The following is a 14166-nucleotide window of genomic DNA, read 5'->3' as shown; positions in this document are numbered from 1 at the left end:
GCGCGGCCCCGGATCACGACTCGGGACGCTTCACGCTCTCCAGGAGCATGTCCAGCCACTCGGCGACCTTGTCGCGGTGCTGGTCGGTGGGCAACTGCGCGGCGCGCCAGGCGATTCCGCGCACCCCGTGGTCCTGCAGCAGCCGCTCCAGCGGGTCTCCCGCGGCCTCGTCCGCCGCCCGCTCGCGGTCGGCGAGCTTCTGCAACAGCTCCTGCTCGGTGCGCTGGAGGGTACCCGCGAGGGCCTCGGGGTCCTCGGCCGTCAGGAATCCGGCGTGCACCCGGAAGAAGCGCTGGAGCGCGTCGCAGTGCTCCATCGTGGGACGCCGGTCGCCGTTGATGAGCGCGCCCGCCTGCTGGCGCGACATGCCCGCGCCGTCGGCGATCTCCTGCTGGGTGTACTTGCGCCCGTTGGGCTTGAGCCTGGTGCGGCGCAGCAGGTCGAGGCGCTGCAGGAACCGGGCCTGCACATCGGGCTCGCCCGCGGGACGGCCGCTCAGCAGGGCCCTGACCACGGAGTCCGGGACACCGGAGGCCACGGAGAGCCGGCCCACATGGAAGACCTCGGCCTGCGGAACGTCGAGCCGCTCGGCGAGCGCGGTGACGCGGTCGACGACGACGGGCAGCACGGCACCCGCCGTCGCGCCCGGTACCTCGAAGCCATCCGACACCGACAGATCTCCTACGTCTCTCACAGGCTTCTCACAAACGGTGGCCGTGAACATCCCGGAGGGTAGCGGTTCGTTCGAACTTGCATCCAGGTCTCGCCACAACTGTGGCCAATTTCAGCCGTCAACAAGCATGAAATGCCACGATAGTTGACACGGCTCGCGTCGGGGCAGCAGGATCAGGGCGCCGCGAGAAGGCCGCATAGGCAAGAGGGGTGACCTCCCGATGGCGTATCAGGCAGGTGGGCAGCGGTCCGCACCGCGGCCCGCCCCCGAGAGTCCCGAGGCCCAGGCGTATCTGCTGGACTACGCCACGCTGCTGGAGGCCGTCCCCTTCCCCTCCGTCGTCATGGACCACCGCTGGGACGTGGTGTTGACCAACGGCGCGTTCAAGTCACTTTTCCGCGCGGTCGGTCCGCATCCGACGGCCATGCCGGGCGACAACTTCCTCAGGTTCGTGCTCTTCCATCCCGACGCGAGCACGGTTCTCGGTGAGCACGAGTCGAGCTGGTGCCTGCCGATGCTGGCCCATTTCGCCTCCGTGGTGGAGAGCCACGGCCACGACCACGGCCTGCAGGCGATCCGCCGCGAAATCGCCCAGGACCCGATCATGGAGGCCGCCTACCGGCAGGGCCTGCCGCACTGGATCCGCGCGGTGGGCGAGGAGGCCGTCGAGCACGACGGCGCGGTCCGGCCCGTACTGCACCCCGACCCGCGCTGGGGCGTCACGGACTGCCGGATCGTCGGCGAGACCCCCAAGACCCTTGAGAACATGGGCTACACGCGTCTGACACTGGTTCTGCGCGAGGCCCGCCGCACCCCGCCACCCAGGATGCGCAGGCCGGGACGCGGTGCGGGACGCCTGAGGGTGGTCCCGGCGGCGGACTGAGCACTGCCCCGACTCGCTCTTTCGCTGCGGGAGCCGGGGTCAGCGCTCGGCGACGACCAGCACCAGCGGCACCCCGTCGCACGGCACCAGCCGCAGCCCTCGCGCATATCCGGCCCGGCCCGCCGCGAGCGCCTCTGTGAAGTCCGGGCCCTTGCTGAGCGAACCGATCAGGTGGCGCGGGTCGGTGGACGCGGCGACCCGGCATCGAGACCCTCCCGATCTGGATCTTCAACAACATGACCCGGCCCCAACAGGCGCCGGTCGTCAACGTGGTGGCCGCGGTGCTCGTCCTGCTCTCGGCCGTCCCGATCTACGTCGCGCAGCGGCTGTCCGCCGACACGGCCACGGCCAGCCGGGTCTGACGCCCTGAGCACCTGTTTTCCGGGCGTCGGCCGGTCTAGGCTCTGCGGATGACCTTGGAATGGGAACAGGTAATCGTGCACGCGGAGGATCCGGCGGCCCTGGGCCAGTGGTGGGCCACGGCTCTCGGCTGGGTGGTGGTCCACTCCTCCGACGACGAGTTCGAGATCCGTCCGGCGCCGGACCGCCTGCCGGGGATCGACTTCGTGCGGCTCGCCGAGAGCAAGAAGTCCAAGAGCCGGCTGCACCTCGACTTCAGGCCCGACGACCAGGACGCCGAGGTGGCCCGTCTGGAGGCCCATGGCGCGCAGCGGGTCGACATCGGCCAGGGCGAACAGCCGTGGGTCGTCCTGGCGGACCCCGAGGGCAACGAGTTCTGCATCCTCGGGCAGCGGCGCCAGTAAGCACCCCTGGGTGGGTTGTCCCCGGTCCGTTCCGGCTCACCGTCCTCGCGCGCGGCGACATTGGCGCGGGGGCATACTCAGACAGAGAGGTATGTGACATAGTACTGACGTGAGCAAGCGACTGACCTGCGATGTCGTGGTCGTCGGAGCCGGAGTGGTGGGCGCGGCCTGCGCCCTCTACGCGGCCCGGGCCGGCCTCGACGTCGTCATCGTGGATCGCGGCCCGGTGTCCGGCGGCACGACCGGCGCCGGTGAGGGCAACCTGCTCGTCTCCGACAAGGAACCCGGCCCCGAACTCGACCTCGCCCTCCTCTCCGCCCGCCTGTGGGAACAACTCGCCCAGGAAATCGGAGAGTTCATCGAGTACGAGGCCAAAGGCGGCCTCGTCGTGGCCTCCACGCCCAGCGGACTCACCGCCCTGGAGCGCTTCGCCGGGGAACAGCGCACCGCCGGAGTCGTCGCCGAACCGGTCGACGCCGAGGCCCTGTACGACCTCGAACCCCGCCTCGCCCCGGACCTCCCGGGCGGCGTGCACTACCCCCAGGACCGCCAGGTGATGCCCGCCCTGGCCGCCGCCCACCTCGTCCGGGTCTCCGGCGCCCGCCTGCTCACCGGCCGCACCGTGACGGCCGTACTCCGCAACGCGGATGGAACGGTCCACGGTGTCCGCACCGCCCTGGGCGACATCCTCGCCCCGACCGTGATCAACGCCGCCGGCACCTGGGGCGGCGAACTCGCCGCCCTCGCCGGCACCACCCTCCCCGTCCTCCCGCGCCGCGGCTTCGTCCTCGTCACCGAACCGCTCCCGCGCCTGATCCACCACAAGGTGTACGCCGCCGACTACGTGGCCGACGTGGCCAGCGACTCGGCCGCCCTGCAGACCTCACCCGTCGTGGAGGGCACGGCCGCCGGACCCGTCCTCATCGGCGCCAGCCGTGAACGCGTCGGTTTCGACCGGGAGTTCCCGCTGCCGGTCCTGCGGGCGCTGGCGGCGGGCGCGACCCGCCTGTTCCCGTTCCTGGCCGACGTGCGGGCGATGCGCTCCTACCTCGGCTTCCGCCCCTACCTGCCGGACCACCTCCCGGCCATCGGTCCCGACCCCAGGGTCCCCGGCCTCGTCCACGCCTGCGGACACGAAGGCGCCGGCATCGGACTCGCCACCGGCACCGGGCACCTGATCGCCCAACTGCTCGGCGGCAGGACCCCCGACCTCGACCTGGCACCCTTCCGCCCCGACCGCTTCCCCGACCAGGAGGGCGAGTGAGCTCAGGATCCCCGCAGGACCTCGCCGACGCCCACCCGGAACCGGCCTTCACGGTCACCCTGGACGGCCACCTGATCGAGGCGGTCCCCGGCCAGACCGTCGCCGCCGCACTGTGGTCGGCGGGCGTGACGTCCTGGCGCACCACCCGGGTCGGGGGAGCACCGCGCGGCGTCTTCTGCGGCATGGGGGTCTGCTACGACTGCCTCGTCACCGTCAACGACCGCCCGAACCAGAGGGCCTGCCTGGTGCCATTGCACCCCGGTGACGCCATCCGCACACAGGAGGGAACGGGCCACGATGACTGAGCGACCGCACCTCGCCGTGATCGGCGCGGGCCCGGCGGGCCTCGCGGCCGCCGCGGCCGCCGCGGCCGCCGCGGCCGCCGCGGCACACGGCGTCCGGGTCACCCTGCTCGACTCGGCCGCGCGGGCGGGCGGCCAGTTCTACCGTCAGCCCGCCGCCGAGCTGCGCGCCGCACGCCCGCAGGCCCTGCACCACCGGTGGAGGACGTGGCAGCGACTCAGTGACACGCTCGCCCGTCACGTGGAGGCAGGCCGCGTAAGCCACTTGACGGATCATCACATCTGGTTCGTGGAACGGCGGTTGGATGAAGGGGATGGTGCCGCCGACAGAAGCGGCAGCCGTCACTCCTTCACCGTGCACGCCCTTGTCGGCCCCGAACAGGAAGTCCCCGTCGAGGTCCGCGCCGACGCCGTCCTCCTCGCCACCGGCGGCTACGAGAAGGTCCTCCCCTTCGCCGGCTGGACCCTCCCCGGAGTCCTCACCGCAGGCGGTGCGCAGGCCATGCTCAAGGGCTCCCTCGCAGTCCCGGGACGAACCGCAGTGGTCGCAGGCACCGGCCCGCTCCTCCTCCCCGTGGCGACCGGTCTCGCCGCGGCCGGAGTCGAGGTGGCCGCGCTCGTCGAGTCCGCCGCCCCCAAGGCGTTCCTGCGACGGACCCGCGCGATCGCGGCACAGCCCGGAAAGGTCGTCGAAGGCGCCCAGTACGCGGCCCAACTCCTGCGCCACCGCGTCAAGTTGCTCACCCGGCACACCGTCGTCGAGGCGCACGGCGACGAGCGGCTGGAGGCGGTGACCGTCGCCGCCCTCGACACCGACGGGCGGGTTTGCCCCGGCACCGAACGGCGCCTCGTCTGCGACACCCTCGCAGTCGGCCACGGCATGCTCCCGCACACCGACCTCGCCGAGACCCTCGGCTGCCGGCTCGAAGGGCTCCACGTCCACGTCGACGACGAACAGCGCACCGACGTCCCCGGTGTCTGGGCGGCCGGCGAGACCACCGGCATCGGCGGCGCGGACCTCGCCCTCGCCGAAGGACACATCGCGGGACGCTCCGCCGCCGCCCGCCTGACGCGTGCCGTACCCGACCCGCACGGGTGGGCGACGGCCGCCAAGTCCCGTACACGGTCGCGGAAGTTCATCGCCGCCCTCGACACCGTGTACGCGCCGCCCGCCAGTTGGACGGATCTCGTCACCGACGACACGATCGTGTGCCGCTGCGAAGAGGTCACCGGAGGTGCGATCCGCGAGGCCGTGGCCGGGCTCGGCGCCGGTGACGTGCGCACCGTGAAACTGCTGACGCGGGCCGGGATGGGCTGGTGCCAGGGGCGGATGTGCGGGCCCGCGGTCGCGGGACTCGCCGGGTGCGAACTCACCCCGTCCCGGCGGCCGTTCGCCCGACCCGTGCCGCTCGGCGTACTGGCGCACGCCGGCGAGGACGAGCACGCGCATCAATGACATGTCACACCCTATTGAGAGGGGACTCTCCATGACGACCACCCCGAACCGTCCCTGGCGCGGCATCCTCGTCGCCACCGCGCTCCCGCTGACCGACGAACTCGCCGTCGACTACGACAAGTTCGCCGAGCACTGCTCCTGGCTGGTCGACAACGGCTGCGACGGCGTCGTACCGAACGGTTCGCTCGGCGAGTACCAGGTACTCACCCCCGAGGAGCGCGCCAAGGTCGTCGAGACGGCCGTTGCCGCGATCGGCGGCGCGCGGGTGATGCCCGGTGTCGCCGCCTACGGTTCCGCCGAGTCCCGCCGCTGGGCCGAGCAGGCCCGCGACGCCGGCTGCGCCTCTGTGATGCTGCTGCCGCCCAACGCCTACCGCGCCGACGAGCGTTCGGTCCTCGCGCACTACGCGGAGGTCGCGAAGGCGGCCCTGCCGATCGTGGCGTACAACAACCCCATCGACACCAAGGTCGACCTGGTGCCGGAACTCCTCGCCAAGCTGCACGGCGAGGGGTACATCCACGCCGTCAAGGAGTTCTCCGGCGACGTCCGCCGCGCCTACCAGCTCGCCGAACTCGCGCCGGAACTGGACTTGTTGATCGGCGCCGACGACGTCCTGCTGGAACTGGCGCTCGCGGGCGCGAAGGGCTGGGTGGCCGGCTACCCGAACGCGCTGCCCGCCGCGAGCGTCGAGCTCTACCACGCGGCCGTCGACGGCGACCTGGCCACCGCGAAGAAGCTGTACGAGCAGCTGCACCCGCTGCTGCGCTGGGACTCCAAGGTCGAGTTCGTGCAGGCCATCAAGCTGTCCATGGACATCGTGGGCCGGTACGGCGGCCCGGTGCGCCCGCCGCGCGTTCCGCTGCTGCCCGGGCAGGAGGCCGTCGTGCGCGCCGCCACCGAGAGGGCGGTCGCGGCCGGACTCGCGTAAGTACCCTCGCATCGGCACCGATCCACCAGGAGCGTCATGCGCAGCAAACTCGTCCTGCACGCCGTCGACTCGCACACCGAGGGCATGCCGACCCGGGTGATCACCGGCGGCATCGGTACCGTCCCCGGTGCGACGATGAACGAGCGGCGGCTGTACTTCCGCGAACACCGCGACCACATCAGGCAGTTCCTGATGAACGAGCCGCGCGGCCACTCCGCGATGAGCGGTGCGATCCTGCAGCCGCCCACCCGCCCCGACTGCGACTGGGGCGTCGTCTACATCGAGGTCTCCGGCTATCTGCCGATGTGCGGGCACGGCACGATCGGCGTGGCCACCGTGCTCGTGGAGACGGGCATGGTCGAGGTCGTCGAGCCGGTCACCACGATCCGGCTGGACACCCCGGCAGGCCTGGTCGTCGCCGAGGTCGCGGTCGAGAACGGCGCGGCGAAGAACGTCACCCTCATGAACGTCCCGTCGTTCTCCGTCGGCCTGGACAGAGAAATCGCACTCGCCGACGGGCGGACGGTGACATACGACATGGCGTACGGCGGCAACTTCTACGCCATTCTGCCGCTGGACCAGTTCGAGCTGCCCTTCGACCGGTCTCGCAAGGACGACATCATCAATGCGGGCCTGTCCCTCATGGAGGCGATCAACAACCGGGACGAGCCCGTCCACCCCGAGGACGCCTCCATTCGCGGTTGCCATCACGTCCACCTGTACGCGCCCGGCGCGACCGCTCGGCACTCGCGGCACGCGATGGCGATCCACCCCGGCTGGTTCGACCGCTCACCCTGCGGCACGGGCACCAGCGCCCGCATGGCGCAGCTCCACGCGCGCGGCGAACTCCCGCTTCACACCGAGTTCGTGAACGAGTCCTTCATCGGCACCCGGTTCACCGGGCGGCTCCTCGGCACCACCGAGGTCGCCGGCGTGCCCGCCGTACTGCCCAGCTTCACCGGTCGTGCCTGGATCACCGGCACCGCGCAGTATTCGCTCGATCCCACCGACCCGTTCCCCGGCGGGTTCATCCTCTAGCCCGGGGATAATGGCCGGTCACGCGTGACATTGCACCACTAGGAGACTCCATGGCCGTCCAGCGCACCGGCGCCCCACCCACCACCGCACCGGATCTGCCCGCGCTGGGCGGGAAGAGCAGTTACCGCGAGCGGGTCGCCGACGCGCTCAGGGCCGCGCTGATCGCGGGCGAGCTGCGGCCCGGCGAGGTGTACTCCGCGCCGACGCTCGCCGCCCGCTTCGGCGTCTCGGCCACACCGGTGCGCGAGGCCATGCTCGACCTCGCCAAGGAGGGACTGGTCGACACCGTCCCGAACAAGGGATTCCGGGTCACCGCGGTCTCCGAGAAGCAGCTCGACGAGTACACCCACGTCCGCGCCCTGATCGAGATCCCCACGGTGGTGGGGCTGGCCAAGACCGCCGACCCCGTGTCGCTGGAGGCGCTGCGGCCCGCCGCCCGGGAGATCGTTCAGGCGGCCGTGGCCGGCGACCTCATCGCGTACGTCGAGGCCGACACCCGCTTCCATCTGGGGCTGCTGGCCCTGGCGGGCAACGCCCATCTCGTCGAGGTCGTCGGTGACCTGCGGGGGCGGTCCCGCCTCTACGGGCTCACCGCCCTCGTCAAGGAGGGACGTCTGCTGGCCTCCGCCCAGGAGCACCTGGACCTCCTCGACGCCCTGGTGGACCGTGACGAGCGGGCCGTGCGTGAGATCATGACCCGTCACCTGGGGCATGTCCGCGGTCTGTGGGCCGCGCACGACTGACATCGGAGTCGTGGCGCCGTGAGTGCGTTCCGGCCGGTTGCCCGATTATGCAAACCGCTTGCGTTAATTGCGCTATTCTTGCGCACATGACGCGACGACTTGCTGAGGTGGCGAAGAAGGTCGGGGTCAGTGAGGCCACGGTCAGCCGGGTACTCAACGGCAAACCCGGAGTCTCCGATTCGACCCGGCAGTCGGTGCTGTCGGCCCTGGACGTCCTCGGCTACGAGCGGCCCACCCAGCTGCGCGGTGAACGAGCGCGGCTGGTGGGCCTGGTGCTGCCCGAGTTGCAGAACCCCATCTTCCCCGCCTTCGCCGAGGTGATCGGCGGCGCGCTCGCCCAGCTCGGCCTCACCCCGGTGCTCTGCACCCAGACCAAGGGCGGGGTCTCCGAGGCCGACTATGTGACGCTGCTGCTGCAACAGCAGGTCTCCGGCGTCGTGTTCGCCGGCGGCCTGTACGCGCAGGCGGACGCGCCGCACGGCCACTACCGGCTGCTCGCCGAGCGCAAGATCCCGGTCGTCCTGCTCAACGCGGCCATCGACCACCTCGGTTTCCCCGCCGTCTCCTGTGACGACGCCGTCGCAGTGGAACAGGCCTGGCGGCACCTCGCCTCCCTCGGCCACGAACGCATCGGGCTGGTCCTCGGTCCTGCCGACCACATGCCGTCGGCAAGGAAGTTGACCGCCGCGCGGGCCCTGTCCCCGCATCTGCCCGACGAGTTCGTGGCACGTGCCATCTTCTCCATCGAGGGTGGCCACGCCGCGGCCTCCCGGCTGATCGACCGCGGTGTCACCGGCATCGTCTGCGCCAGTGACCCGCTCGCTCTCGGCGCGGTAAGGGCCGCTCGCCGCAAGGGACTTGACGTTCCGTCACAGATTTCCGTCGTCGGTTACGACGACTCCGCGTTCATGAACTGCACCGAGCCCCCGCTGACCACCGTCCGCCAGCCCATCGAGGCCATGGGCCGGGCGGCCGTCGAGCTCCTGAACTCTCAGGTCGGCGGCTCCGTCGTACCCGCCGAAGAGCTGCTCTTCGAACCGGAGTTGGTGGTCAGGGGTTCCACCGCGCAAGCCCCTCGCAGCTGACAGCCGTATCGCTGTCGAATAATTACAGATTCTGCGCGACATCTTGCGGAGGGATGTCGGCGGTGCTTGAGTGTGGGCGCCCACCGCTCCTGCCCAGAGGGGTCCACCGATGAGAAGCACCGGGTTCCGCCGTACCTTCGCCGCGATCGGCGTCTGTTCTCTCGCGCTCACCGCCGCCGCCTGCGGGTCCGGTGACGACTCGGCGAGCGGCAAGACACGCATCACGGTCAACTGCGAGCCGCCCAAGAGCGCCAAGGTCGACCGCAAGTTCTTCGACTCCGATGTCGCGTCCTTCGAGAAGAAGAACCCCGACATCGACGTCGTCGCGCACGACGCCTTCCCCTGCCAGGACCCGAAGACCTTCGACGCCAAGCTCGCCGGCGGCCAGATGGAGGACGTGTTCTACACGTACTTCACCGACGCCAAGCACGTCGTCGACATCAACCAGGCGGCCGATCTCACCCCGTACATCAAGGAGTTGAAGAGCTACAGCACTCTTCAGCAGCAGCTGCGCGACATCTACACCGTCGACGGCAAGATCTACGGCATACCGCGCACCGGCTACTCGATGGGCCTGATCTACAACCGCAAGCTCTTCCAGCAGGCCGGCCTCGACCCCGACAAGCCGCCGGCCACCTGGGCCGAGGTCCGCGCCGACGCCAAGAAGATCGCCGCCCTCGGCAACGGCACCATCGGCTATGCCGACTACAGCGCCCAGAACCAAGGGGGTTGGCACTTCACCGCCGAGATGTACTCACAGGGCGGCGACGTCGTCAGCGACGACGGCAAGAAGGCCACCATCGACACCCCGCAGGGCCACGCCGTGCTGCAGAACCTGCACGACATGCGCTGGACCGACAACTCGATGGGCAGCAAGCAGCTCCTCGTCATCAACGACGTGCAGCAGCTGATGGGTTCGGGCAAGCTCGGCATGTACCTCTCCGCCCCGGACAACATCCCGATCCTGGTCAAGGAGAAGGGCGGCAACTACGACGACCTCGCCCTCGGCCCGATGCCCGGCGGCCAGGGCACGCTCATCGGCGGCGACGGCTACATGTTCAACAAGCACGACACGCCCGCCCAGATCCGCGCCGGCCTCAAGTGGCTCGACAGCATGTTCCTCACCCCGGGCAGCGGCTTCCTCGGCGACTACGCCCGCGCGAAGAAGGCCGACGCCCCCGTCGGACTGCCCGAACCGCGCCTGTTCACCGGCGCCGCCGACGCCAAGGACCAACAGGTCAAGAAGGCCAACTCCAACGTCCCGGTGCAGAACTACCAGGCCTTCCTGGACGGCAACCAGTCCCTCCAGATGAAGATCGAGCCGCCGGACGCCCAGCAGCTCTACTCCGTCCTCGACTCTGCCGTCTCCGCCGTCCTCACCAAGAAGGACGCGAACATCGATCAACTCCTCAAGGACGCCTCCGGAAAGATCGACGGCATCCTGGCCCGGGGCTGACCCGATGACCCGGACGGCCACCCGGAGTCCCGCCCGGACGACGGCGGTACGACAGGTACAGGCGCCGCCCCCGGTAGGGGGCCGGGGGCGGCGCCGCCTCCTCGACCAGGCCCGCGCCTACGCCTTCCTCCTCGGCGGCCTCATCTGCTTCGCCCTGTTCTCCTGGTACCCGGCGATCCGCGCGGTCGTGATCGCCTTCCAGAAGTACACGCCCGGCTCCCCGCCCGAGTGGGTCGGCACCGCCAACTTCACCCGCGTCTGGCACGACCCCGAGTTCACCGCCGCCTGGCGCAACACCCTCGTCTTCACCCTGCTGGCCCTGCTCGTCGGCTTCGCGATCCCCTTCGTACTCGCCCTGGTCCTCAACGAGTTGAGGCACTGGAAGGCGTTCTTCAGGATTGTCGTCTACCTCCCCGTGATGATCCCGCCGGTGGTCACCGCCCTGCTGTGGAAGTGGTTCTACGACCCCGGGGCCGGCCTCGCCAACGAGACGCTGCGCTTTCTGCACCTGCCCACCTCGAACTGGTCCAACGGCACCGACACCGCCCTCATCTCCCTGGTGATCGTGGCCACATGGGCCAACATGGGCGGCACCGTCCTCATCTACCTGGCCGCACTCCAGTCCATCCCCGGCGAGCTGTACGAGGCCGCCGAACTCGACGGCGCGAGCCTCCTCCAGCGCGTGCGCCATGTGACGATCCCTCAGACCCGCTTCGTCATCCTGATGCTGATGCTCCTTCAGATCATCGCCACGATGCAGGTCTTCACCGAACCCTTCGTGATCACCGGAGGCGGTCCGGAGAGCGCCACCGTCACCATCCTCTACCTGATCTACAAATACGCCTTCCTCTACAACGACTTCGGCGGCGCCTGCGCGCTCAGCGTGATGCTCCTCGTGCTGCTCGGCGTCTTCTCCGCGGTCTATCTGCGGCTGACCCGCTCCGGAGAGGACGACCTGTGAGCACCCGCACGCTTCTCTCCCCGGCGGCGCTCGCCCGGCCGCGCGGCAGGGCCGTCTACTGGACCGTGTTCACCGGCGTCGTCGTGCTCTTCGCCGTCGCCTTCCTCTTCCCCGTCTACTGGATGGTCACCGGCGCGATGAAGTCGCCGGACGAGGTGGCGCAGACCCCGCCCACGATCATCCCCAAACACTGGCACCTCAGCGGCTACACCGACGCCTGGGACCTGATGCAGCTCCCGCAGCACCTGTGGAACACGGTCGTCCAGGCCGCCGGCGCCTGGGCCTTCCAGCTGGTCCTGTGCACGGCCGCCGCCTACGCCCTGTCCAAACTCAAGCCCGCCTTCGGCAAGTTGATCCTCGGCGGCATCCTCGCGACGCTGATGGTCCCCGCGCAGGCCCTGGTCGTACCGAAGTACCTGACCGTCGCCGACCTCCCGCTGATCCACACCAGCCTGCTCAACGACCCCCTCGGCATCTGGCTGCCGGCCGTCGCCAACGCCTTCAACCTGTACCTCCTCAAACGGTTCTTCGACCAACTCCCGCGCGACGTCATGGAGGCCGCCGAGATCGACGGAGCCGGAAAACTCCGCATCCTGTGGTCCATCGTGCTGCCCATGTCCCGGCCCGTGCTCGGCGTCGTCTCGATCTTCGCCCTGGTCGCCGTGTGGCAGGACTTCCTGTGGCCGCTGATGGTCTTCTCCGACACCGACAGACAGCCGATCAGCGTGGCACTCGTCCAGCTGTCGCAGAACATCCAACTGACCGTGCTCATCGCCGCGATGGTGATCGCGAGCATCCCCATGGTCGCCATGTTCCTGGTCTTCCAGCGCCACATCATCGCCGGGATCAGCGCGGGCAGCACGAAGGGCTGACACCGCCCCTCGGCGCCCCCCGACAGAAAGGCCAGCACAGTGGGACAGCCCAGGCATGCCCAAAGCCACGACGAGTGGTGGCGCTCCGCCGTCATCTACCAGGTGTACGTGCGCAGCTTCGCGGACGGCGACGGCGACGGCACCGGCGACCTCGCGGGAGTCCGCTCCAGACTGCCGTATCTCGCCGAACTCGGCGTGGACGCCCTGTGGTTCACCCCCTGGTACCTGTCGCCGATGAAGGACGGCGGCTACGACGTCGCCGACTACCGCGCCATCGACCCGGCCTTCGGCTCGCTCGCCGAGGCCGAGAAACTCATCGGCGAGGCACGCGAGCTGGGCATCCGCACGATCGTCGACATCGTGCCGAACCATGTCTCCGACCAGCACCCGTGGTTCCGTGCCGCCCTCGCCGGCGGCCCCGAACGCGACCTGTTCCACTTCCGCCCCGGACGCGGCGCCCACGGTGAACTCCCGCCCAACGACTGGCCGTCCCAGTTCGCCGCCTCCACCGAACCCGTGTGGACCCGCCTCCCCGACGGCGACTGGTACCTCCACCTGTTCACCCCCGAACAGCCCGACCTCAACTGGGCCCACCCGGCGGTGCGCCAGGAGCACGAGGACATCCTGCGCTTCTGGTTCGAGCGCGGCGTCGCCGGAGTTCGCATCGACTCGGCGGCTTTGCTAGCCAAGGACCCGGCACTGCCCGACTTCGTCGAGGGCCGCGACCCCAACCCCTTCGTCGACCGCGACGAACTCCACGACATCTACCGCGCCTGGCGGGCCGTCGCCGACGAGTACGGCGGTGTCTTCGTCGGCGAGGTCTGGCTCCCCGACACCGAACGCTTCGCCCGCTACCTGCGCCCCGACGAACTGCACACCGCCTTCAACTTCTCCTTCCTGTCCTGCCCCTGGAACCCGGACCGGCTGCGCGCCTCGATCGACGAGACCCTCGCCGAGCACGCCCCGATCGGCGCCCCCGCCACCTGGGTCCTGTGCAACCACGACGTGACCCGCACGGTCACCCGCTACGGCCGCGCCGACACCGGCTTCGACTTCGCCACCAAGGCCTTCGGCACCCCGACCGACCTCGCCCTCGGCACCCGGCGCGCCAGGGCGGCGGCGCTGCTGTCGCTGGCCCTGCCCGGCGTCGTCTACCTCTACCAGGGGGAGGAGTTGGGGCTGCCCGAGGTCGAGCTGCCGGTCGACCGCATCCAGGATCCGATGTACCTCCGGTCGGGCGGCACCGACCCCGGCCGCGACGGCTGCCGGGTACCGCTGCCGTGGGTGGCCGACGCGCCGTACGCGGGCTTCGGCTCGCGCGGTGAGCCCTGGCTGCCGCAGCCGGCCGGCTGGACATCGTACGCGGTCGACCGTCAGCAGCGGACTGCCGACTCCATGCTCCACCTCTACCGCGAGGCGATCCGTCTCCGGCCGGCCTTCGGCGACGGCCCCCTCACCTGGCAGCCCGCCCCCGACGGAGTCCTCGCCTTCGCCCGTGCGGACGGCGCGACCTGCGTGGTCAACCTCTCGGGCGCGCCCGTCGACCTCCCCCCGGACACCCGACTCCTGCTCACCAGCGGCCCCCTGGACGACCAGGGCCGGCTGTCACAGGACACGGCGGCCTGGCTGCACACCGCGTAATGCCGACGGGCGACTGCCGACAGTCGACGATCAACGGTCGACGGCGGCCAGTCACCAGCCGACCGCCACCCCGCATCCCGCTATCCCCGCACCCCCACCT

General features: G+C 70.2%; 14 protein-coding genes and 1 pseudogene. 14 read left to right on the top strand and 1 reads right to left on the bottom strand.

What is annotated here, in order from left to right; genetic code table 11:
- Positions 1 to 13: 13 nt before the first annotated feature.
- Positions 14 to 670, bottom strand: a complete 657-nt coding sequence (locus AB0I51_RS39770; protein WP_362983267.1) for a helix-turn-helix transcriptional regulator — start codon at positions 668 to 670, stop codon at positions 14 to 16.
- Positions 671 to 893: 223 nt separating this feature from the next.
- Here AB0I51_RS39770 and AB0I51_RS39765 point away from each other — a divergent pair, with 223 nt between their 5' ends.
- From AB0I51_RS39765 to AB0I51_RS39700, 14 genes and pseudogenes are all read left to right on the top strand, one after another.
- The gene (locus tag AB0I51_RS39765) at positions 894 to 1556 is read left to right on the top strand and encodes a hypothetical protein (protein WP_362983266.1); all 663 of its coding nucleotides are present in this window, start codon (positions 894 to 896) and stop codon (positions 1554 to 1556) included.
- Positions 1557 to 1753: 197 nt separating this feature from the next.
- Positions 1754 to 1918, top strand: a pseudogene (locus AB0I51_RS39760) (ABC transporter permease); the annotation flags it as partial.
- A gap of 48 nt (positions 1919 to 1966) precedes the next feature.
- A complete protein-coding gene (locus AB0I51_RS39755; RefSeq protein WP_362983265.1) occupies positions 1967 to 2320 on the top strand; it encodes a VOC family protein in 354 nt (117 codons plus the stop codon).
- 109 nt (positions 2321 to 2429) lie between these two features.
- Positions 2430 to 3584: an FAD-binding oxidoreductase gene (locus tag AB0I51_RS39750; protein ID WP_362983264.1), complete on the top strand. Its 1155-nt coding sequence runs from the start codon at positions 2430 to 2432 to the stop codon at positions 3582 to 3584.
- Positions 3581 to 3889, top strand: coding sequence for a (2Fe-2S)-binding protein (locus AB0I51_RS39745; protein ID WP_362983263.1), 309 nt, complete (start codon positions 3581 to 3583; stop codon positions 3887 to 3889). The genes AB0I51_RS39750 and AB0I51_RS39745 overlap by 4 nt, the downstream gene beginning before the upstream one ends.
- A complete protein-coding gene (locus tag AB0I51_RS39740; RefSeq protein ID WP_362983262.1) occupies positions 3882 to 5342 on the top strand; it encodes an NAD(P)/FAD-dependent oxidoreductase in 1461 nt (486 codons plus the stop codon). Before AB0I51_RS39745 ends, AB0I51_RS39740 begins: the two co-directional genes overlap by 8 nt.
- Before the next feature lie 31 nt (positions 5343 to 5373).
- On the top strand, positions 5374 to 6270 hold the full coding sequence (locus tag AB0I51_RS39735; protein ID WP_362983261.1) for a dihydrodipicolinate synthase family protein: 897 nt from the start codon (positions 5374 to 5376) through the stop codon (positions 6268 to 6270).
- Positions 6271 to 6306: 36 nt separating this feature from the next.
- Positions 6307 to 7308 carry a proline racemase family protein gene (locus tag AB0I51_RS39730; RefSeq protein WP_362983260.1) on the top strand — a complete coding sequence of 334 codons (1002 nt, stop codon included), beginning with the start codon at positions 6307 to 6309 and terminating at the stop codon, positions 7306 to 7308.
- A 50-nt stretch (positions 7309 to 7358) separates the two neighbouring features.
- A complete protein-coding gene (locus AB0I51_RS39725) occupies positions 7359 to 8051 on the top strand; it encodes a GntR family transcriptional regulator (protein WP_362983259.1) in 693 nt (230 codons plus the stop codon).
- Between the two features lie 86 nt (positions 8052 to 8137).
- Positions 8138 to 9136 (top strand): LacI family DNA-binding transcriptional regulator, encoded by a 999-nt coding sequence (locus AB0I51_RS39720; protein WP_362983258.1) that lies wholly within the window; start codon positions 8138 to 8140, stop codon positions 9134 to 9136.
- A gap of 109 nt (positions 9137 to 9245) precedes the next feature.
- The gene (locus AB0I51_RS39715) at positions 9246 to 10592 is read left to right on the top strand and encodes an extracellular solute-binding protein (RefSeq protein WP_362983257.1); all 1347 of its coding nucleotides are present in this window, start codon (positions 9246 to 9248) and stop codon (positions 10590 to 10592) included.
- 4 nt (positions 10593 to 10596) lie between these two features.
- On the top strand, positions 10597 to 11553 hold the full coding sequence (locus tag AB0I51_RS39710; RefSeq protein WP_362983256.1) for a sugar ABC transporter permease: 957 nt from the start codon (positions 10597 to 10599) through the stop codon (positions 11551 to 11553).
- Entirely contained in the window at positions 11550 to 12425 is an 876-nt protein-coding gene (locus AB0I51_RS39705) for a carbohydrate ABC transporter permease (RefSeq protein WP_362983255.1), read from the top strand. Before AB0I51_RS39710 ends, AB0I51_RS39705 begins: the two co-directional genes overlap by 4 nt.
- 39 nt (positions 12426 to 12464) lie before the next feature.
- Positions 12465 to 14066: a glycoside hydrolase family 13 protein gene (locus AB0I51_RS39700; RefSeq protein ID WP_362983254.1), complete on the top strand. Its 1602-nt coding sequence runs from the start codon at positions 12465 to 12467 to the stop codon at positions 14064 to 14066.
- The last annotated feature ends 100 nt before the right edge of the window (positions 14067 to 14166 follow it).

The sequence above is a fragment of the Streptomyces sp. NPDC050549 genome, assembly GCF_040655035.1.
In the GTDB taxonomy this organism is placed as follows: Bacteria; Actinomycetota; Actinomycetes; order Streptomycetales; family Streptomycetaceae; genus Streptomyces.
This window is presented reverse-complemented; position numbering and strand designations above follow the sequence as displayed.

Coding starts and splice junctions, on each gene's coding strand:
- AB0I51_RS39715 (WP_362983257.1), top strand. CDS start 9,246: ATGAGAAGCACCGGGTTCCGCCGTACCTTCGCCGCGATCGGCGTCTGT.
- AB0I51_RS39730 (WP_362983260.1), top strand. CDS start 6,307: ATGCGCAGCAAACTCGTCCTGCACGCCGTCGACTCGCACACCGAGGGC.
- AB0I51_RS39710 (WP_362983256.1), top strand. CDS start 10,597: ATGACCCGGACGGCCACCCGGAGTCCCGCCCGGACGACGGCGGTACGA.
- AB0I51_RS39735 (WP_362983261.1), top strand. CDS start 5,374: ATGACGACCACCCCGAACCGTCCCTGGCGCGGCATCCTCGTCGCCACC.
- AB0I51_RS39740 (WP_362983262.1), top strand. CDS start 3,882: ATGACTGAGCGACCGCACCTCGCCGTGATCGGCGCGGGCCCGGCGGGC.
- AB0I51_RS39725 (WP_362983259.1), top strand. CDS start 7,359: ATGGCCGTCCAGCGCACCGGCGCCCCACCCACCACCGCACCGGATCTG.
- AB0I51_RS39755 (WP_362983265.1), top strand. CDS start 1,967: ATGACCTTGGAATGGGAACAGGTAATCGTGCACGCGGAGGATCCGGCG.
- AB0I51_RS39765 (WP_362983266.1), top strand. CDS start 894: ATGGCGTATCAGGCAGGTGGGCAGCGGTCCGCACCGCGGCCCGCCCCC.
- AB0I51_RS39720 (WP_362983258.1), top strand. CDS start 8,138: ATGACGCGACGACTTGCTGAGGTGGCGAAGAAGGTCGGGGTCAGTGAG.